The sequence below is a fragment of the Arthrobacter sp. 05T410 genome (assembly GCF_056396505.1).
This window is the reverse complement of record NZ_JBFTLP010000013.1, coordinates 1-20,540: the sequence shown is the minus strand read 5'-3', so window position 1 is coordinate 20,540 and position 20,540 is coordinate 1. Positions and strand designations below refer to the sequence as shown.

Annotated in this window: 15 protein-coding genes and 1 rRNA gene; 9 read left to right on the top strand and 7 right to left on the bottom strand. The window is 68.3% G+C overall.

The window, feature by feature from the left end:
* Window positions 1–2: 2 nt before the first annotated feature.
* From AC1DFR_RS15440 to galK, 5 genes are all read left to right on the top strand, one after another.
* Window positions 3–2,123 carry a beta-galactosidase gene (locus AC1DFR_RS15440; protein ID WP_476873811.1) on the top strand — a complete coding sequence of 707 codons (2,121 nt, stop codon included), beginning with the start codon at window positions 3–5 and terminating at the stop codon, window positions 2,121–2,123.
* A gap of 9 nt (window positions 2,124–2,132) precedes the next feature.
* Window positions 2,133–2,951, top strand: coding sequence for a DeoR/GlpR family DNA-binding transcription regulator (locus AC1DFR_RS15435; RefSeq protein ID WP_476873810.1), 819 nt, complete (start codon window positions 2,133–2,135; stop codon window positions 2,949–2,951).
* Window positions 2,952–3,055: 104 nt separating this feature from the next.
* Window positions 3,056–5,281, top strand: coding sequence for an alpha-galactosidase (locus tag AC1DFR_RS15430; protein ID WP_476873847.1), 2,226 nt, complete (start codon window positions 3,056–3,058; stop codon window positions 5,279–5,281).
* 1 nt (window position 5,282) lies between these two features.
* The gene (gene galT, locus AC1DFR_RS15425; protein ID WP_476873809.1) at window positions 5,283–6,464 is read left to right on the top strand and encodes a galactose-1-phosphate uridylyltransferase; all 1,182 of its coding nucleotides are present in this window, start codon (window positions 5,283–5,285) and stop codon (window positions 6,462–6,464) included.
* On the top strand, window positions 6,461–7,669 hold the full coding sequence (gene galK, locus AC1DFR_RS15420) for a galactokinase (RefSeq protein ID WP_476873808.1): 1,209 nt from the start codon (window positions 6,461–6,463) through the stop codon (window positions 7,667–7,669). Before galT ends, galK begins: the two co-directional genes overlap by 4 nt.
* Before the next feature lie 19 nt (window positions 7,670–7,688).
* Here galK and AC1DFR_RS15415 read toward each other — a convergent pair whose 3' ends face one another.
* Complete coding sequence (locus AC1DFR_RS15415; protein ID WP_028278201.1) at window positions 7,689–8,678, bottom strand: LLM class flavin-dependent oxidoreductase; 990 nt, start codon at window positions 8,676–8,678, stop codon at window positions 7,689–7,691.
* A gap of 133 nt (window positions 8,679–8,811) precedes the next feature.
* On the bottom strand, window positions 8,812–9,612 hold the full coding sequence (locus AC1DFR_RS15410) for a glycoside hydrolase family 25 domain-containing protein (RefSeq protein ID WP_476871778.1): 801 nt from the start codon (window positions 9,610–9,612) through the stop codon (window positions 8,812–8,814).
* A gap of 178 nt (window positions 9,613–9,790) precedes the next feature.
* On the opposite strand from AC1DFR_RS15410, the gene AC1DFR_RS15405 reads away from it, so the two are divergent.
* The 4 genes from AC1DFR_RS15405 to AC1DFR_RS15390 all read left to right on the top strand — a co-directional run bounded on the left by AC1DFR_RS15405 (window position 9,791) and on the right by AC1DFR_RS15390 (window position 14,360).
* Entirely contained in the window at window positions 9,791–10,660 is an 870-nt protein-coding gene (locus tag AC1DFR_RS15405; RefSeq protein WP_223915094.1) for an aldo/keto reductase, read from the top strand.
* Between the two features lie 70 nt (window positions 10,661–10,730).
* Window positions 10,731–11,435, top strand: coding sequence for a type 1 glutamine amidotransferase domain-containing protein (locus AC1DFR_RS15400; RefSeq protein WP_230008533.1), 705 nt, complete (start codon window positions 10,731–10,733; stop codon window positions 11,433–11,435).
* A gap of 49 nt (window positions 11,436–11,484) precedes the next feature.
* Window positions 11,485–13,233: a helicase HerA-like domain-containing protein gene (locus AC1DFR_RS15395; protein ID WP_476873807.1), complete on the top strand. Its 1,749-nt coding sequence runs from the start codon at window positions 11,485–11,487 to the stop codon at window positions 13,231–13,233.
* A 134-nt stretch (window positions 13,234–13,367) separates the two neighbouring features.
* Window positions 13,368–14,360 carry a hypothetical protein gene (locus AC1DFR_RS15390; RefSeq protein WP_476873806.1) on the top strand — a complete coding sequence of 331 codons (993 nt, stop codon included), beginning with the start codon at window positions 13,368–13,370 and terminating at the stop codon, window positions 14,358–14,360.
* Between the two features lie 106 nt (window positions 14,361–14,466).
* On the opposite strand, the gene AC1DFR_RS15385 is transcribed toward AC1DFR_RS15390, so the two are convergent.
* From AC1DFR_RS15385 to rrf, 5 genes are all read right to left on the bottom strand, one after another.
* A complete protein-coding gene (locus tag AC1DFR_RS15385) occupies window positions 14,467–16,425 on the bottom strand; it encodes an NHL domain-containing thioredoxin family protein (RefSeq protein WP_476873805.1) in 1,959 nt (652 codons plus the stop codon).
* Entirely contained in the window at window positions 16,422–18,596 is a 2,175-nt protein-coding gene (locus AC1DFR_RS15380) for a bifunctional copper resistance protein CopD/cytochrome c oxidase assembly protein (protein ID WP_476873804.1), read from the bottom strand. Before AC1DFR_RS15380 ends, AC1DFR_RS15385 begins: the two co-directional genes overlap by 4 nt.
* A 221-nt stretch (window positions 18,597–18,817) precedes the next feature.
* On the bottom strand, window positions 18,818–19,105 hold the full coding sequence (locus AC1DFR_RS15375; RefSeq protein ID WP_011776355.1) for an HU family DNA-binding protein: 288 nt from the start codon (window positions 19,103–19,105) through the stop codon (window positions 18,818–18,820).
* A 425-nt stretch (window positions 19,106–19,530) separates the two neighbouring features.
* The gene (locus tag AC1DFR_RS15370; RefSeq protein WP_476873803.1) at window positions 19,531–20,013 is read right to left on the bottom strand and encodes a hypothetical protein; all 483 of its coding nucleotides are present in this window, start codon (window positions 20,011–20,013) and stop codon (window positions 19,531–19,533) included.
* A 402-nt stretch (window positions 20,014–20,415) separates the two neighbouring features.
* Window positions 20,416–20,532: ribosomal RNA gene (gene rrf, locus AC1DFR_RS15365) — 5S ribosomal RNA — on the bottom strand.
* Between the last annotated feature and the right edge of the window lie 8 nt (window positions 20,533–20,540).

The window sequence follows — 20,540 nt, the reverse complement described above, 5'->3', positions numbered from 1 at the left end:
ACGTGGACAACAGCTCCAACCACAACAACGCCATGGACTACATCACCGCCCGCCTCGGCTCCGAAGGCTCCCCGATGCTGGCATTCGGCGGAGACTACAACCCGGAACAGTGGCCCGAGGAGACCTGGGACGAGGACGTCCGGCTGATGCGCGAGGCCGGCGTCAACCTGGTCAGCGTGGGCATCTTCAGCTGGTCCCTGCTTGAGCCGTCCGAGGGCGTCTACGAGTTCGGCTGGCTGGACCGGGTCCTGGACCTGCTGCACGCCAACGGCATCCGGGTGGACCTGGCGAACGCCACGGCGTCGCCGCCGCCCTGGTTCAGCCACAAGTACCCCGACTCCCTGCCCGTGACCGCCGACGGCGTGCGGCACAGCTACGGTTCCCGGCAGGCCTTCGCGGCGTCGAGTGCCGAATACCGCCGGGCCGCCGCGGCCCTGACCGAGCAGATCGCCACCCGGTACAAGGACCACCCCGCCGTCGTGATGTGGCATGTCCACAACGAGTACGGCTGCCACAACCAGCCTGATTTCTCGGACGGTGCCGCCGCGGGTTTCCGGCGCTGGCTCGAACGCCGGTACGGCAGCCTGGAGGCCCTCAATGCCGCGTGGGGCACCGCCTTCTGGTCCCAGCGCTACTCGGCCTGGGAGCAGATCCTGCCGCCGCGCACCTCCGGGACCTGGGTGAACCCGACCCAGCAGCTGGACTTCGCCCGCTACTCCTCCGATGAGCTGCTCGAATGCTACAAGGCCGAGGCCGCGATCATCCGCACGCACTCGGGACATCCCGTGACCACCAACTTCATGGGGTTCAACATGGGCCTGCACCAGCCCGTGGACTACTGGCGCTGGTCCGAGGAGATGGATGTGGTCTCCAACGACCACTACCTGATTGCCGAGGATCCGCGGAACTTCCAGGAACTGGCGGCAACCGCAGACCTCACCCGCGGCTGGGCCAAGGGCAAGCCGTGGCTGCTCATGGAGCATTCGACCTCTGCCGTGAACTGGCAGCCGCGCAACATCGCCAAAGCGCCCGGCGAGATGCTGCGCAACTCCCTGCAGCATGTTGCCCGCGGCGCCGACGGCGCGCTCTTCTTCCAGTGGCGGTCCTCGCGGGCCGGCGCCGAAAAGTTCCATTCCGGACTGCTGCCGCACGCCGGCACGGACACCAAGGTTTGGCGCGAAGTGGTCCAGCTGGGCCAGGCGCTGCGGAGCCTGGCCGAAGTCAGCGGCTCGGTGGTTACGGGCGCGTCCGGCCGGGTGGACGTCGCGATCCTCCACGACACTGACGCCCGCTGGGCCTCGGAACTGGACTCGCACCCGAGCGTGGACGCCTCCAACATCGCTGAAACCCGGCGCTGGCACGATGCCTTCTACCGCGCCGGCATCCCCACCGACTTCCGCCAGGGCACCGATGACCTATCCGGCTACCGGCTCGTCGTCGCGCCGATGCAGTACCTCGTGAGCGATGCCGGGGCCGCGAATCTGGACGCGTACGTGCGCTCCGGCGGCCACCTCGTGGTGACCTATTTCTCCGGTATCGTGGACGAAAATGACCACATCAGGCTTGGCAGCTACCCCGGCGCGTTCAGCGGACTGCTGGGCGTGAAGATGGAAGAGTTTTTCCCGCTGCGCGGCGGCGAAAGCATCCGGCTCAGCAGCTTCGGGGCGGGTAGCTGCTGGAACGAATTGGGGCATGCCACCACCGCCGAGGTCCTCGCGGCCGTGGAAGAGGGACCGGCCGCCGGTTCTCCCGCCGTGACCCGTAACCGTGCCGGAAGCGGCCGCTCCTACTATGTCGCCACGTCACTCGCGCCGGAGGGCCTGGGCGAACTGCTCGCCGTCGTCTGCGCCGATGCCAGGGTGCAGCCGCTCGTCCCGGACCTGCCGGCCGACGTCGAAGTGGTCCGGCGCAGCAAGGACGGGACGGACTGGACGTTCTGCATCAACCACGGCACCCACGACGTCCGGCTGCCGCTGGAAGGCGTGGACCTGCTCACCGGCGCCGAACTCGACGGCGGGCTCGGCCTCGCGGCCGGCGGTGCCGCCGTCGTCCGTTCGGCTGCCGCCCGATTGGTCGGCACCTCCGCCAGCCACTCAAACCAGTCAAGCCACTCAAACCTGTAAGGACTCCACATGCTAGCCGCAGCCCGCCATTCCGCCATCCTCGCGGAGGTCCAGCGTGAGCGGATCGTCCGTGTCGCGGACCTCGCCAAGATGCTTGGCGTCTCGCTGATGACCGTGCGGCGGGACATCGAGGCCCTGGACGCGGCGGGCGCCGTGGAGAAGATCCACGGCGGGGCCAAGTTGCCCGGCGGCGCCGGCACCCACGAGCCAGGCTTCGAGCTGAAGGTGACCCAGCTCAAGGACGAGAAGATGGCGATTGCGCAGGAGGCGGCCGCGCAGGTGCGCGAGGGCATGGCGGTGGGGCTCAGCGCCGGCACCACCACGTGGGCGCTGGCCCAGCTGCTGTCCACCGGCCCGCGGATCACGGTGGTCACCAACTCGGTGCGGATCGCGGACGTCTTCCACCAGAGCGCCTCCCCGTCCACCGTGATCCTGACCGGCGGCGAGCGCACACCCTCGGACGCCCTCGTCGGCCCGCTGGCCACTTCCTCGCTCAAACAGCTGCACCTGGACGTATTGTTCCTCGGCGTCCACGGTGTCGACGCCGACGCAGGGTTCACCACCCCCAACGTGCTCGAGGCCGAAACCGACCGGGCCTTCGTCACCGCGGCCCGGCGGGTGGTGGTGCTGGCGGACCACACCAAGTGGGGCACCCTCGGCATCAGCACGATCGCCGGTCTGGAGGACGCTGACGAACTCATCAGCGATGACCTTCTGGGCAGCGAGGCCCGGCGCATCCTCGGCGAGCGCGTCGGCCGCCTCCGCCTGGCCCATACTGGCGACGCCCGGAGCATCAGCGCAGCCAGCCCCGCAGCTGCCACAGGCTGACCGCTCGGCCCCCGCCCACCCAAACCACTACGCCTGGAGCTGCCGTGAACAACCCGGACCTCACCCTTGCCGCCGAGACCCGCTCCCCCGTGGGCGTCCCCCCGGTGGAGCCGTTGTACCTGCGCCGCTCCGGAACGTCCCTGCTGATCGACTTCAGCACGGGCGAGGCCGCCATGCTGCACTTCGGCGCCGACCTCGGCCCGGCCCTGCCGGATCTTTCGCTGTTGGGCCAGGCCGTGCCGCACTCGGCCCTCGACGTCCCGGTGGCGCTGGGACTGATCCCGCAGGCGTCCTCCGGCTGGCGCGGGCGCCCCGGCCTCCGCGGCCACCGGAACGGCCAGGCGTTCTCGGCCCGTCTGCGTGTTGTCAGTGTTGAACGTTCCAGTGCTGAGCTGTCCACCGGCGAGCGGTCCCGCGGGGCGGACTGCTCGGCCGTCATCACCCAGGCCGACCCCGAGGCCGGTGTCAGCGTCCGCACGGAGATCAGGATCAACGACGGCGGCCTGCTCCAGCTCCGGCACCGGCTCGACAACGACGGCGCCGGTCCGTACAGCCTCGACGAACTCGCCGCCGTGCTGCCCGTGGGCCGCGCCGCCACAGAAATCCTGGACCTCACCGGCCGCTGGTGCCGGGAGTCCCACCCCCAGCGCCTGCCGCTGCGCCAAGGCACATGGGTCCGCTCGGGCCGGCACGGCCGGACCGGCCACGACGCCTCGCTCCTGCTCGCGGCCGGAACCCCCGGATTCGGGAACCGCCACGGGCAGGTCTGGGCCGTGCATCTGGGCTGGAGCGGCAACCACGAGAGCTTCGTTGACGCCGCCGCGGACGGCCGGACCGTCCTGGGCGCCTCGGAACTGCTCGGCGCCGGCGAGATCAACGTGGAAGCGAACGCCAGCTACGAGACCCCGTGGCTGTACGCTGCCTACTCCGCCGCGGGCCTGGACGGCATCAGCGATGCCTTCTACAGCTGGTTCCGCGGGCGCCCGCACCACCCCGGCGTGCGGTCCGGCAAAGCCCGTCCCGTGGTGCTCAACGTCTGGGAAGCGGTCTACTTCGACCACCGCCTCGAGCCGCTGCTCGAACTCGCCGAAGCGGCCGCCGGCCTCGGCGTGGAACGCTTCGTCCTCGACGACGGCTGGTTCCGCGGCCGCCGCGACGATCACGCCGGCCTCGGCGACTGGTACGTCGACGAGGACCTATGGCCCGCGGGCCTGACGCCGCTGATCGACGCAGTTACCGGCCACGGCATGGAATTCGGGCTCTGGGTCGAACCCGAAATGGTCAACGAAGACTCGGACCTGGCCCGCGCCCACCCGGACTGGATCGCCGGCCCGGCCGGCCGGCTGACTGGCCGGCTGCCCATGCAATGGCGGCACCAGCAGGTCCTTGACCTGGTCAATCCGGCGGCCTGGCAATACATCTTCGACAGGCTCGATGCCCTGTTGAGCGAATACCGGATCAGTTACCTCAAATGGGACCAGAACCGGGACCTGGCCGAGATGGGCCACGCCGGCCGGCCGTCCGTGCACGCCCAGACTCAGGCCGTCTACCGGCTCCTGGACGAGCTCCGCAAGGCCCACCCCGGCGTCGAGATTGAAAGCTGCTCCTCCGGCGGGGCCCGCGTGGATCTCGGCATCCTGGAGCGCACCGACCGGATCTGGGCCTCGGACTGCAACGATGCCCTGGAACGGCAGACCATCCAGCGCTGGACCGGCGTGGTGGTGCCGCCGGAGCTCGTCGGATCGCACATTGGCCCCACCACGAGCCACACCACGGCGCGAACGCACGATCTCTCGTTCCGGGCGATCACCGCGATGTTCGGCCACTTCGGCCTCGAATGGGATGTCCGGCGCCTCGACGATGCCGAACGGACCGAGCTTGCCCGAGCCATCGCACTGTTCAAGCAGTACCGGCCGCTCCTGCACAGCGGGCGCATGGTGCGGGCCGACGAGCCCGATCCCGCCCTCCGGCTGCACGGGGTCGTGTCCCACGACGGCGGCGAGGCCCTCTACGCCCTGGTCTCGGTGGCGACGTCGTTCGCCGAAGTCCCGGGGAAGGTCTGCCTGCCCGGGCTGCTCCCGGACACCGCGTACCGGGTGGAAGCGGTCTACCCGGCGGCCGGGGACCGGCGGGCGTTCCTGCAGGCGGCGCCACCGGCGTGGCTTGCGGGCGGCGTCGAGGCCTCGGGACGCTTCCTGGCCGAATCCGGGCTCCCAATGCCGGTCCTGAACCCGGAACACGGGCTGCTCCTGGCAGTCCGCCGCGCCACCGCCGCCGCTCCGGCCGCCTATCCAGCCGCAACCAGCGCACACCCCGTGAGGAACCCCTAGCATGGGCCAGATTACGAAACGCTCCCACAAGCTCTCCGACGGCCGGGACATCATCTACTTCGATGATGCCGATACCGCCCTGCCCCCGCACCGGGGCGAGGATCTCCGCGCGCCGGCGGTCCGGCCGCCCACGGCCACCATGCGCCAGGACGCCCTCACCGGGGAGTGGATCTCGATCGCGGCCGCCCGGCAGAACCGGGTGGTCCTGCCGCCCTCGCACCTGGACCCGCTGGCCCCGGCGTCGCCGGAGAATCCCTCGGAGATTCCGAGCCTCTACGACGTCGCCGTCTTCGAAAACAAGTCCCCCTCCTTCGGGCCGGACCTGGCGGGGGCCGCCGCGCCGGAAGGCCTGGATGACCTCGCCCGGGTGGGGCTGGGGCGCAGCCGGCAGTCCGTGGGCCGGTGCGAAGTGGTGTGCTTCTCCCCGGAACACACCGGCTCCCTGGCGGGCCTGCCCCTGTCCCGGATGCGCACGGTCGTGGAAGCCTGGGCGGACCGGACGGCCGCGCTGTCCGCGCTGCCCGGCGTCGAACAGGTCTTTCCGTTCGAGAACCGCGGCGAAGCGATCGGCGTGACGCTGCACCACCCGCACGGACAGATCTACGCCTACCCGTACATCACGCCGCGCACGGCCCAGCTGGTCCGCACGATCGAAAGTTACGGCGGCTCGCTGTTCGAGGACATCCTGAGCTTCGAGCAGAAATCCGAGCGGGTGCTGCTCCAGGGCGAGCACTGGACGGCGTTTGTCCCGTTTGCCGCGCGCTGGCCGCTGGAAGTGCATATCCTCCCGCACCGGCACGTCCCGGACCTCGCCGCCACGACCGACGAGGAACGCGATGAGTTCTCCCTGCTGTACCGCCAGCTCCTGCGTGGCGTCGATGCCCTCTATGACAGCCCCACGCCGTACATTTCGGCGTGGCACCAGGCTCCCGTCCACGCCCACCGGGACGACATCCGGCTCATGCTGCAACTGACCTCGCCCCGCCGGGAGGAGGACAAGCTCAAGTACCTGGCAGGGTCGGAAGCCGCGATGGGGGCATTCATCGCGGACATCCCGCCGGAAACGGCTGCCGCCCGGCTCCGCGACGCCATGGAGGCAGCATCGCCGCCACCGCGTACAACAGGGCTCGAGCCATTCCGCACAGAACTCCCAGCAACAGAACAGGAAGCAGCCCAGCCATGAACGAGGTCCTTGAACGGGAAAGTGGGTACTTTTCCAGCGAGTTTGGGGGCGCGCCGGACGGCTTGTGGTCGGCGCCCGGGCGGGTCAACCTGATCGGTGAGCACACGGATTACAACGAGGGCTTCGCGTTTCCGATCGCGATCGACAAGCGCACCACGGTGGCGGCCCGCGTCCGCGCAGACCGTCTGCTCCGGGTCACCAGCAGCTCTTTCCCCGGCGTCATAGAGGTAAGCCTCGACCGCCTGGACCCGGATAGCCTCACCGGCTGGGCCGCGTACCCCCTCGGCGTGGCCTGGGCGATGTCCCGGGCGGCAGCAGCCGGCGCCGGTTCCGGCGTCGCGTCCGGTTCAGCAGCCGGTTCCGGCGTCCCGTCCCGGATGTCCGGCCTGGACCTGGCGCTGACCTCGGATGTCCCGGCCGGCGCCGGGCTGTCCTCCTCCGCCGCAATCGAATGCGCGGTGGCCCTGGCCCTGAACGATCTCTGGGACTTGGGGCTGGGCAGGCCTGAACTGGCACGGATCGGCCAGCTGGCCGAGAATCGGGTGGTCGGCGCGCCCACCGGCATCATGGACCAATCGGCCTCGCTCCTTGGCGAGCCCGATCATGGCATCCTGCTCGATTGCCAGAACCTGTCGACCGAGCCGGTTGCCCTCGGCTTCGCCGTTGCCGGGATGGGGCTGCTCGTGATCGACACCCGCACCAGCCATTCCCATGCCGACGGCGGCTACGCCAGCCGCCGCCGTTCCTGCGAGGACGGCGCCCGCCGCCTGGGCGTCGGCAGCCTGCGGGCGCTGGGCCCGGACGATCTTCCCCGCGCCGCGGCACAGCTCGACGGACAGACCTACCGCCGGGTCCGGCACATCATCACGGAAAACCAGCGGGTGCTCGACACCGTGACGGCACTGCGGACCTCCGGCCCCGCCGCGATCGGGCCGTTCCTCAACGAATCGCACGAGTCCATGCGCGACGACTTCGAGATCTCCACCCCTGAGCTCGACCTCGCCGTGGCCAGCGCGCAGGGATTGGGCGCCATCGGCGCGCGCATGACCGGCGGCGGTTTCGGTGGCGCAGCCATTGCTCTGGTCCGCAACGACGGCGGCGCAACGGTGGCCGCGGGCGTTGCCCGCGACTTCGCCCGGGCCGGATACGCGGCCCCGCACATCTTCCCCGTCACCGCGTCCGAGGGCGCCCGCCGGGAACTGTAGCCCGGAAGGCCCCAGGTCGTTATGCCCGCACGAGGCGGGCGGCGTCGGCCAGAAGTTCCACAGAACGGAGCCGGGGTTCGGTCCCGGTGCTCTGGTGCGCCACGATCAGTTCGTCGGCGTCGGCGTGCGCCGTGAACTCCTCGAGGTACGCCAGGACGGCCTCGGGGGTGCCCACCGCGGAGTACTTCATCATCTGCGCCATCTGCTGGCCCTGGGGCGAGTCCAGGATCATATCCGCCTCGTCGTCGCTGAACACACGGCCATTGCCGAAGAACAAGGAAACCCTGGCCCGCTTGGTGGCCTGGAACATCGCCTGCGCCTCAGCGGCGGAATCGGCGGCAATGACATTGACTCCGGCGATCACGTGCGGGGCCTCGAGCTGCGCGGAGGGCCGGAATTCGCGGCGGTAGACCGCCACCGCATCCTGCAGCGCGTTGGGCGCGAAGTGCGAGGCGAACGCATAGGGCAGGCCCAGCTGGGCGGCCAGCCTGGCGCCGAACAGGGAGGACCCCAGGATGTACAGCGGCACGTTGGTGCCCTTGCCCGGGGTGGCCTCCACGCCCTGGATGCGGGTGGGGCCGCTCAGGTAGCCCTGGAGCTCCAGGACGTCCTGCGGGAAGCTGTCTGCCGACATCGGATCGCGGCGCAGGGCGCGCATGGTGTTCTGGTCGCTGCCCGGCGCCCGGCCCAGGCCGAGGTCGATCCTGCCCGGGTGCAGGGTCTCAAGCGTGCCGAACTGTTCGGCGATGGTCAGCGGCGAGTGGTTGGGCAGCATCACGCCGCCGGCGCCGAGCCGGATGCTGGAGGTGTGGGCCGCGACGTGGGCGATCAGTACACTCGTGGCGGACGAGGCGATCGCGGACATGTTGTGGTGCTCGGCGTACCAGATCCGCCGGTAACCCCGGTCCTCGGCGAGCTGCGCCATGGCCACGCTGCCGGCGAAGCTTTCGGCCGCCGTCTGGCCCGGGCCGATGGTTGCGAGATCAAGAATGGAAAGCGGAACAGTCACGGAAAAGCCGGCCTTTCGTAGCGGAGCAGTGTGCGGGCCGGAGTTGGGACTGCGGTCCTGGGTGGCACCGGGTTTCCGGCGCGGGCACACTGGGGTCAACGACGGCGGCCCCCGGGATATTTCTGCAGGCGGCTCAGGGGCACGAGTAGTTGTAGTCAAGGCCCCCGGAGATGTACTGCGTCATCGAGACGCGGCTGTTCGGGGTGAGTCCGGGGCGGGCGCAGTTCGCCTTGGCCCCGGCCGCCGATCCAGCTCCAGCGAGCCAGCTCGGCAGACCTGCCAGCGGGCTGGCGAACTTCACGGTTCCGGCGATCTCCCCCCACTGGTAGGCGGTGGAGTAGAGGCCCACGCGGGCGCCGATCTTCTTGAAGTAGGCGGCCATGCCTTCCAGGACGGCGACGTTGGCGGCTTTGTCAGCCTGCCAGGTGTTTTCCGTTTCCACATCCAACCACCAGAGGTAGGACTGCGGGTTGCTGACCCCGCGGCGCTTGGCGTCGTCGGACGCCTTGGCCCACCCATACATATAGGAGCAGGCTTTGAGCGACCCCAAGGCGCAGTTGCCGTAGGGGTTTGTGACCTTCACCCCGTTGTAGGTGTTCAACGTGGGCCACCAGGACCCCTGCCGGGCGGGGTTGGCCGTGTTGACGTACAGCGCCACCCTCGGCTGCGCCGTCGCTGCCGGGGACTTTGCGGTCTTGGCCCAGGCCAGCTGGCTTGCCAGGCACGGGTTCGTGTTGTTGGCCAGGCCATGGTTGACGCCGACGATCGCGAAGGCCGGCTGCTTTGGGAGGGTCTTCCCGCATTGCGGCCAGGACACATCGATTCCGGGTCCCGAGGTACTGGCCGTAGCGGCCGAAGCGGGGCTTCCGCCCAGCATTACAAGGCCGAGGGTCACGGCAAAGGCCAGCACGATGCGCGGGAACGAGTTGGGCATGCCACAGTCTAAGGCAAAATCGCAGAAACGCTAATCGGTGGCGTAATTCCGCCACGGCGCAGGTTTTGCCGCAGGAATGCCCGGAACGCACGCCTGCAGGCGCCCCCGCATCGACGGGCGGGGACGCCCCGTTAGGGAGCCTTGGAATAGTCAGCAGACTGAGGATGTTCACTTTCCTATGAGCCACGACAATTCACAGCATCCGGAAAAATCCGCCACGATCGCCCTCAAGGATCTGGGAACCGTCCACCGGCTGGGCTTTGGCGCCATGCGGATCGTCGGCGACGGCGTCTGGGGCGAGCCGGCAGACCGCGCCGCCGCGGTCGCCGTCGTGCGCCGCGCCGTGGAGCTCGGCGTCGACTTCATTGACACCGCAGACTCTTACGGCCCCAACATCAGCGAGGAAATCCTCGCCGAGGCGCTGCATCCCTACCGGGACGGCCTCAAGATCGCCACCAAGGTGGGGTTCACCCGCACCGGCCCCAACGTCTGGGTTCCGGTCGGCCGGCCCGAATACCTGCGCCAGCAGACGGAACTGAGCCTGCGCAAACTCAAGGTCGACTCCCTCGACCTCCTGCAGCTGCACCGGATCGACCCCAAGGTGGACCGCGACGAGCAGTTCACCGTGCTTCGCGATCTGCAAAAGGAAGGCAAGGTCAAGGCACTCGGCCTCTCCCAGGTCAGCGTCGAGGACCTGGAGGAAGCCGGGAAGTACTTCACCGTCTCCACGGTGCAGAACCGCTACAACCTCACCGACCGCAGCTCCGAGGACGTCCTCGAGTACGCCGAGGAGAACGGCATCGGCTTCATTCCGTGGGCGCCGATCTCCGCTGGCGAGCTGGCCCGGCCGGGCGGACCGCTCGACGAGGCGGCGAAGCGGCTGGGCGCCACGACTTCCCAGGTGGCGCTGGCCTGGCTTCTGCGCCGGTCCCCCGTCATGATGCCGATCCCCGGCACCGGCTCCGTCAAGCACCTTGAAGAGAACCTGGCCGCCGCCGGCGTCGTCCTCGACGACGCCACCTATGCGGAACTCAAAGCGACCCGCTGAACCGCGCCGCTTCCCATATTTCACCTTATCCACCGTCCGCCGGCCCCGCCGGCAGAACAGGAGCAGCACCATGGCTAAAAATATTCTGATGGTTGTCTCGGCAGCAGATTCCCTGACGATGCGCGACGGCAGCGAACACCCCACCGGGTACTGGGCCGAGGAGCTCGTCGTCTCCCACCGGACCCTTCTCGACGCGGGCCACACCGTGCACATCGCCACTCCTGGCGGCAAGAAGCCGACGGTGGATGAGGTGAGCCTCGCGGCCGAGTCCGCCGGTGGGCAGGACCGTGCGGATAGCTTCCGCCGCTACATCGATTCCCTCGACGCCGAACTGTCCAACCCGCTGGTGCTGGCCGACGTCGACGCCTCCGCCTACGACGCCGTCGTGATGCCGGGCGGCCACGGGCCCATGGCCGACCTGTACCAGGATGCCGACCTTGGCCGCCTGCTGACGACCGTCAACACGGCCGGCAAGATCATTGCCCCCTTCTGCCACGGCCCGGCCGGGCTGTTGAGCGCCACGGACGACGACGGCGCGTTCACCTTCGCCGGACGCCGCCTCACCGTCTTCACCAATGAGGAGGAGCTGGGTGGCGGCACGGGACCCAATACACCGTGGTTCGTGGAGGATGTCCTGAAGGAGAAGGGCGCGGTAGTGGAGAACGGCGCGGCCTGGACGTCTCACGTTGTGCGGGACGGAAACCTCATCACCGGGCAGAACCCGCAGTCCAGCGAGGACGTGGCCAAGGAGGTCCTCAAGGCCCTCGCCGAATAAGCCACTCCTAGCCGGGTCCGGGAACCCCGGACCCGGCTAAGCTAACCGCATGGCCATCAAATCCACTGCAGACAAAGTCGCCACGATCGTCCAGGGCTACACTTTGGACGGCCCGACGATCGAGCTCGGCGCGGCGATCGTCGACGGCGAACTCCACAAGGAAGCCTCCGTCCGGCTGCCGCTCGCGATGATGAACCGGCACGGCCTCGTGGCCGGGGCGACAGGCACGGGCAAGACCGTCACGCTGCACATGATGGCCGAACAGCTTTCCACCGCCGGCGTGCCCGTGTTCCTGGCCGACATCAAGGGCGACCTCTCGGGCCTTGCCACCGCCGCCACGGGCACCGAAAAACTCCTGGCCCGCACGGAGAGCATCGGCCAGGCCTGGTCGGGCAAGACTTTTCCGGTGGAGTTCCTGGCCCTCGGCGGCGACGGCAAGGGCATACCGGTCCGCGCCACCATCACCTCGTTCGGCCCCATCCTGCTCTCCCGCATCATGGACCTGAACGAGACCCAGGAATCCAGCCTGCAGCTCGTCTTCCATTTCGCGGACAAGAAAGACCTGGAGCTGATCGACCTCAAGGACCTGCGGGCCGTGATCCAATTCCTGACGTCGGCCGAGGGCAAGGACGAACTTGAGGAACTCGGCGGCCTCTCCAAGGCAACCGCCGGCGTGATCCTGCGCGAACTGATCACGCTCGAGGCGCAGGGTATGGAGAAGTTCTTCGGCGAACCCGAGTTCGACACCGCCGAACTGCTGCGTACCGCGCCGGACGGCCGCGGTGTGGTGAGCTGCCTGGAGCTTCCGACGCTGCAGACCAAGCCCATGCTCTTCTCAACGTTCCTCATGTGGCTGCTGGCCGACCTCTTCGAGGACCTGCCCGAGGCCGGTGACCTCGACAAGCCCAAGCTCGTCTTCTTCCTCGATGAGGCCCACTTGCTGTTCAATGGCGCCTCGAAAGCCTTCCTGGATGCGATCACCACCACCGTCCGGCTCATCAGGTCCAAAGGTGTCGGAATTTTCTTCGTGACGCAGACCCCCAAGGACGTCCCCGCCGACGTCCTCGGCCAGCTGGCAAACCGCGTGCAGCACGCCCTCCGCGCCTATACCCCGGAGGACGCCAAGGCCCTCAGGGCCACCGTCTCGACCTTCCCGACCAGCGACTACGACCTCGAGGAGACCCTCACTACCGCCGGCATCGGCGAGGCCGTCATCACAGTCCTGAATGAGAAGGGCGCGCCGACCCCGGTGGCGCTGACCCGGCTCCGCGCCCCGGAGTCCGTGATGGGCCCCAGCACCGACGAGCTGATCTCCAGCACCGTCGCCGCTTCCGCCCTGCTGCCCAAGTACGGCACCGCCGTCGACAACATCTCGGCGTACGAGAAGATCGCCGCCGAAGGCGGTGACCGCACAGGCGCTGCCCCGACCGGGCCGGCGGCCGGGACCGCACACCACGGCGGCGCCCGGGACGGCGGCAGCCAGGAATCCGCCCAGGGCGGCGGTTTGGACCCCCGCGCCATCGACGCCGAAGCCCGGCGGATCGAGGAGGAAATCCTTGGCCGCCCCAGCAGCCGCCCCGCGCCGGCGCCCAGGATGCCCGACGATGACAACGTGCCCGAGCGGCGTGCCCCCCGGCCGGCGCAGCCGCCGGCCGGCGGCGGCGGGGGCATCGGCGGCGAACTCGCGGGGGCCCTGGGCGGTGGCCTTCAGAGCATGGCCCGCTCGCTGGGGACCCAGCTTGGCAGGGAACTGCTCCGCGGCGTCTTCGGCACTTCCTCCAAACGCCGCCGCCGCTAGGGATCACCGCGGCGGCATCCAACCGAACGTTCCCTGCCCGCGGGCCGGGCGGCCTTCAGCCATGCTCCGCGTCACAGATACGGACTGTGACACCGGGATTCCTGTGGGGTGCAGGTAACGTAAGAATGGTGCAGATGAGTCAGGCGTTGGTCAAAATCGCAGCAGTGTGGCTGCTGGGACTCATGCTTGCCGTCGCCGGGGCCATCGTGTCGATCAACCTGGTGAACGACTCCATTGCCGGGCCCCAGCAGCCAGTCCGCGAATATTTGAGTGCCCTGCAAAAGGGCGATGGCGAAAAGGCGCTGGGCCTGTTGCGCGCCTCCGTGCCACAAAGCAACCCGGCGATGCTCGACGGCACGGCCCTGCAAACCGCGGCGGCACGCGTCTCCGACGTCAAGCTTGGCGCCGCGGAAGAGCGCGGTGCCAATCAGGTCATGGTGCCCATGGAGTACACAGTCGACGGCCACAAGTTGCGGACCGAGTTCCTGTTGGAGCGCTCCGGCACCGAGTGGCTGTTCTTCCACAAATGGTCTTTCGTCCCCTCTGAGCTGCCCGTCCTGGACGTCACCGTGGTCAACTCCAGCGAGGCCACCCTCAACGGTGTGCCGGTGAACATGCCCAACGGCCGCAACTCCTTCGCAGTCTTCTACCCGGGCGAGTACGAGGCGACCCTGAACGGCCAGTATTTCTCCGCCCCGGCCACCCGCGCCACCGTGTCGGCCGCGGACGCGCCTCCGGCCCCGCTGAACCTGCTGACCGAGGCCACGGGCGCCCTGAAGGAGGCCGTGAGCGGCAAGGTCAAGGAGTTCCTGGACTCCTGCGCGGACGAGGCCGACAAGCAGCAGAAGCTGCAGCCCAACTGCCCGTTCTACCACGCCACCAACAACCGCGTGATGGACGGGACCATCGACTGGAGCATCACGGACTACCCGAGCGTCAGCATCGAGCCGTTCGGCGGCCGCTGGGTGGTGGCGCCCCTCGACGGCAAGGCCCGGATCAAGGCCCGCCAACAGGATCTGTTCTCGGGCGCCGTGTCCGACATCGACTCCGTCCACGATTTCAGCTTCACGACCCGTCTGGACATCGACGGCGACACCGTCAAGCTCACGCCGCAGCTGGACTACTAGTACCCGCCGGGGCTCCGCGGCCGGAGGCCCGAAGAAAGCCAAAAGGCTGCTGTCCGTGATTCAGGGTCACGGACAGCAGCCGTCTGCTCAGCCTTGGCGCAGCGGCTCAGTCCATTCCGCGCAGGTCCAGGACCAGCTCGGTGTCTCCGTCGGCCTGCAGTAGCACGGGGATTCCCCAGTCCTGCTGGTAGAGGTGGCAGGCCGCATGGTCCGGGATCTCGCCGTCGGCGTCTTCGGGCCCGTCACACGCGGCCGCGCGGGCGGTGATGTGCAGGACGCCCTCGGGGACGTCGGAGGAAAGCTCCAGGGTGCGCAGGAGCCCCACGGACGTCCCGCCGCCGGAGACCAGCAGTTCGGGGGGTGTGGACGAGATCTTCAACTGGGTGGGATCGCCCCAGCGGTCGTCCAGCTTCTGACCGGTGGGCGCCGTGAAGCGGACCGCCAGTTCGAGCGGCCCAGGCGCCACGGGGCTCTTGGGCCGGTGGGTCTGCGCCGCACCCTCGTCCACCTGCTGGGCTTCCTTCGGGATGGGCACGTACACGAGCTGGTGCTTGTTGGCCTCGACCACCACCAGCAACGGCTCGGATCCGGCGACCTGGGTGTGGTCCACAATCACGTCCGAGGGCTCGGACAGTCCGCGGGCCAGCGTGGAGACCGTGCCCGTTGCGGGGTCGTAGCGGCGGACTGCGCCGTTGTACGTGTCCGCGATGGCCACCGAACCGTCAGGGAGCACCGTGACGCCGAGCGGGTGCTGCAGCCGCGCCTCCGCGGCGGGGCCGTCGCGGAAGCCGAAGTCGAACAGGCCCTTGCCCACCGCGGACTCAACGCTGATGCTGCCCGCGTCATCAATCACGAGTTTGCGCAGGGCGGAGGTCTCGGAGTCAGCCACCCAGATGTTGCCGTCCGCGTCTTCGGCGAGGCCGGAGGACTGGGCGAACCAGGCTTCAGCGGCCGGGCCGTCCAGGAGCCCTTCGAGGCCGTTGCCGGCGATGATCTTTACGGCCCCGGAGGTCGGGTCGAAGCTGAAGATCTGGTGCACTCCCGCCATAGCGACCACCACGGCGCTGAGCTTGGTGGACCAGACGACGTCCCACGGCGAGCTCAGGGACACCGCGAGCGGGTCCGCCTCGAGCCGGGTGCCGTAGGCGGCGCCTTCCTCGTCCACGCGGGCCGGGCCGGTTTCCAGCAGCCGCTGTACGCCGTTGCCGGCCAGCGTCCGGACGGTGCCGTCCGTGAGGGACAGCCCGCGGAGCCGGTGATTCACGGAGTCGGCAATGACGACGTCGTAACCGGCGTCCGCGGCGACATCCTCAGGCAGCAGCATCAGGCCCTGCGGTTCGTTGAACCGGGCGGTGGCGGCGTTGCCGTCGGCGTGGCCCTTTTCGCCGGAGCCATAGGTGACCAGCACGGTCTGAAAGTCGGTAGAGAGTTCCACGAGCCGGTGGTGGCCGGTGTCCGTCACCAGCCACGAGCCGTCGCCGGCGCCTCCGACGCCGCGGCCGGCGGGCAGGAACAGGGCCTTGCCCGGGAAGCGCAGCGTTCCCGACGTCGGTTCCGGCGCCACATAGGGGCCGTCGCCCCGGTGCAGGGTGCCCCTGGCTTCGTGTTCGGCGATCAGCTCGGGGATCAGGACGGCGAGGCCGTCCGCGTGGCCCTCGCCGGAGAGGTGCGCCACGATGTAGCCCTCGGGATCGATGACCACTAGGGTCGGCCAGGCCCGGGCCGTATAGGCCTTCCAGGTGTCCAGCTCGGGGTCGTCAAGGACAGGGTGGCGGATCTCGTAGCGTTCGACGGCGGCCGCCAGCGCCACGGGATCGGCCTCGTGCTCGAACTTGGGCGAATGCACGCCGACCGTCACGAGGACATCCGAGTACTGCTGCTCGAGCGGGCGGAGTTCGTCCAGGACGTGCAGGCAGTTGATGCAGCAGAACGTCCAGAAGTCCAGCAGCACGATCTTGCCGCGCAGGGATTCAAGGTCCAGGGACTTGCCACCGGTGTTAAGCCAGTTGCGGCCCACCAGTTCGGAGGCCCGGACCCGGAGGTGGGTGCGTACGGTTTCGGTCATGAGCGTCCTTCCAGCTTTGAATTGCGTTCGGCAAGCCTGGCGTCGCGCTCGGCCAGCTTGGCAAACATATCGTTGTAAGCGGTGAGATCGGCGTCGTTATTCCTGTCCGCCGCCCGGTCGGTGCGTTTGGACTCGCGCGCGTCGGAGCGGGACCACATCACGGCGACACCGATCGCTACCAGCAGGGTTGGCACTTCGCCGATCCCCCACGCCACGGCACCGCCCATCTGCTGGTCCAGCAGGGCCGCGGGGCCCCAGGTCCGCCCCAGGTTGCCGAAGTAGTCGGCGGCCAGCAGTCCGGTGCCGCCCATGATGGCGACGCCGAAGAACGCGTGGAAGCCCATGGTGGCCAACAGGAGCAGCAGCCGCATGGGGTACGGTGCGCGGCGCGGCAACGGATCGGTGCCGATCATGGTGAGCACGAAGATGTAGCCGGTGAGGGCGAAGTGCAGGTTCATGAGTTCGTGGCCCACGTGGTCCCGCATCGCATAGCCGAACGCGTCCGAGTAGTAGAAAAGCACGATCGAGCCGGCGAAGTTGGCGGCCGCGAACAGCGGGTGGGTCACCAGTTGCGAGAACTTGGAGTGGATGAAGATCATGAGCCACTCGCGCGGGCCGCGGGAGCTGTCGCGCCGGGGGGTCAGCGCCCGCAGTGCCAGCGTCACGGGGGCGCCGAGGACCAGGAAGATGGGGGCCACCATGGTCAGGGCCATGTGGTCCACCATGTGCGCCGAAAACAGCACCCTGCCATAGACCGACGGCGGCCCCGAGGTCACGTAGGTGAGGACCATGAGTCCGATCACCCAGTTGACCGTCCGGAACCAGGGCCACGAGTCGCCCCGCTTCAGCACCCTTCGTACGCCGAGGAGGTAGGACACCAGGCCAAATACGACGACGGCGATCCAGAGCCAGTCGAGCCGCCACTCCGTGAGCCATCGGTCCGGGGTCAGTTCCGGCGGCAGCTCGTAGCCCGAGAGGATGAAGGCAGGCGAAGCGTCGGGGGCGAAAGTGGTGGGCTGCGGCGGGGCGGAACGCCCCAGCGCGACGGCGATCCCGGACGTCGCTCCCATGATGATCAGCTCCACGATCACCAACTGCCACAGCACCCGGCGCGCGGACCTGCCCATGGCGCGGTTGCCCAGCTGCGGGATGACCCAGCGGCGGTGCATGAGCCCGATGCCGCCCAACACCAGGACCGCTGCCGTCTTGGCCAGGATCAGTTGCCCGTAGGCCGAGCCGAAGAGGTCTGCCCATGTGGTGAGGCGGATGCTGGCGTTGATCACGCCTGAGGCGAAGACCAGCGCGAAGGCAAAGCCGGCCAGGGATGAGAACCGGCGCAGGGTTGGCTCGGTGATGTCTGCAGTCCCCGACGCTGCCCCCGAGGTGCGGCCGCCGGCGCCCGTGCCCTCCAGGACCCTGGAGAGGACTGCGAGCATGATGATGCCGCCCACCCAGGCCGATACGCCGACCAGGTGCAGGCCGAGCGAGTTGATGGCGCCCTCGTGGTCGCTGGAGCTGGAGGAGTGTCCGATCAGGGCAGCGGGAACCAGACCGATCAGCGAAAGGACCAGTGTCAGTGCCAGGCCGCCGCGGGAGCGCACTCCGAACAGGGCGGTGGTAACGACGGCGGCGATGATTACGACAGCCAGCCACGCGCGTCCGGTTTCGATGTCCGTCATGAAGTAAACGAGGGAGCGGGTGAATTCCAGATCCCCGGAGATGCCCTGCCCCGCAATGTCCGCGTAGCCCAGGACCAGCACGGTGATCGCGGACAGCGTCCAGACGGCGCCGGCGGCCGCTGCCACGGCCAGCGCCCGGGTGAAGGCCGGATGTTCCGGGGCGTCCTGCTCCTTGGACCGGGAGCCGTTCCTGTTTCGCGGCAGGATGCCGACGGCGAAGATGAGGCCGCCGATCACGGTGGCGACAGCGACGTTGTGGATCGCTTTGCTCACCGGAAGCCCCCAGCGCACCAGCGCCCCGGGATCTGAGACCTCGCGGGCGGCTGCTGCGCCGGAGAAGATAAGTGCCGCTACCAGGCCAATAAACAACGCGCCAAGGCCTGCGATCAGCCAAGGCCGGGCAATCCCGGCGGGACCGGAGCCAGGGCCGCGTGCGTCCCCGGGGGGAACGGGCGCTGCGGTTGTGGGCGTGGGATTTACTGCGGAAGGCACACCTCCATTGTCCGCTACGCCGCCTAGCTCAGCGAATCGGCGCCGGCGGCTGGGCCTCTGGGGATCCGCCCAGCCGGCCCGGCCCTCAAAGGACTGCGGATTGGTCGGGAAGGCCGCCCGGCCGGGCTAAGACCGATTAGGGACCGGGTTAGGGACTGGCCGGGGACGCAAAAGGAGCGGCAACCCGAGGGTTGCCGCTCCTTTCAAGCCTGCGAAGAAGACTACTTCTTCTTGGCGACTGCAGCCTTCAGCTTGGAGCCGGCGGTCAGCTTGACGCTGTGGCCAGCGGCAATCTGGATGGTCTCGCCGGTCTGCGGGTTGCGGCCGGTGCGAGCTGCACGGTCGGTGCGCTCTACGGCGAGCCAGCCCGGGATGGTGATCTTCTCGCCCGCGGCGACGGAGGTCTCGAAGACCTCGAACAGTGCGTCGAGCACGGAGTTGACTGCTGCCTGGCTGGTGCCGGCCTTGCCTGCTACCTCTGCAACAAGTTCACTACGGTTCTTAGCCATTTATGTCCTCCTGGACGGTCACGATTTTTGGAGCCTGCACACGGCATGCGTACAAACCACTGTTCGAAAACTTACCAGCTTGGCGCCTCAGAGGTGGCAAATTCCGCGTGTTTTCGGCCTTTTTTGGGGAAAATCACTGGAATCGGGCGCCGATCGCCGTCAAATTGCGCCGAGAGCGGAAGCCCCCTCGTCGGCGCCGTTTCACCGAGTTCCGCCGCGGTCCCCGCCGGCGTACTTTGTGCCGCCAGGTAGCCACCCCGGGCGCTGCCCGCTGCTGACCCGTCCCATGGTCTGTAAGTCTTTACCCGGCTGCTCTGTGAGTGGCCGGCAGTCTGGTGCTGTGGCCGGGCTTGGGCGTGGCTCACCCATGATATTGCCTCCGAGAGGAATCTCCCACGTACTGATGAGGCCTAACTCTTGGTGTTCTAAGACTGCTTGGCACCATTCAAGGATTTGAACTGGCCGCCGAGCTCTTGCGCCAGGCCCTTTAGGTCCTTACCGCTCGGAGACTCCTGAAGTGCCTCGGACATGTCCACGACCATCCAGTTTTTACCCTCCACGATGGCTAAAGGCTGGGTGCTGTCCGCATACAGCTGCTGCTCAGCATTTCGGGCCTCTTCGGTCTTGAACCACTCGACCTGGACACGTTTTGAACAGACGGCGTATTCGGCCGTGTAACCGGCCAGCTCCGGATTGATGATGGGGGCCGTTTTGGGCGCTTCCTCGCAGCCAATGACATCGGCAACGGATCGGCGGGCTTCCTCGATAGAGCCGAATTCCGTATGCTGCGGGGACTGCGAAGACTGGGCATTCGAGGACTGCTGCGCCTCCATGCCACAGGCTGTTAGGACGCAGATCAGCCCCAGCATTGTGGTCGTAGCGGCGTACTTGAACTTGCCTGTGATCATCACCGGACACCCCCCAAGGTCAGTCGACTAATACTTGCACAACGCCAGGAACTTAATATGTAGGGGGCCAGTTCCAAGGAGCTGGTTTGTCCTTTCGCTGCGCTGGCTGCGCTATCAGAACCCGGCTTGACGAATTTAGAAGCATCCTGGCGGGCAGTGAGGGGATGCCTTGGCGGGTCGACGCCGGCACCGGCCTTGGATGCCCTGCCGGCTGCCCGGGGATGTGGGGCGCTCGTAGCGGGCCCTGGGGCCGCTGTTATGGCAGGCCGTGTACCGGACCGGCTCGGGGGCAGCCGGCCGTGGGCCCGGGCTCCGGGGCCGGGGTCCCGGCCCTGCCGGAGAGGGGGGTTAAATGCGGGAGGACCCCCACCTTGTGGCGGGGGTCCTCGACCGTTAATGGTGTTCCGGCGGTGACCTACTCTCCCACACCCTCCCGGGTGCAGTACCATCGGCGCTGTGGGTCTTAGCTTCCGGGTTCGGGATGGGACCGGGCGTTTCCCCCACGCTATGACCGCCGTAACCCTTGC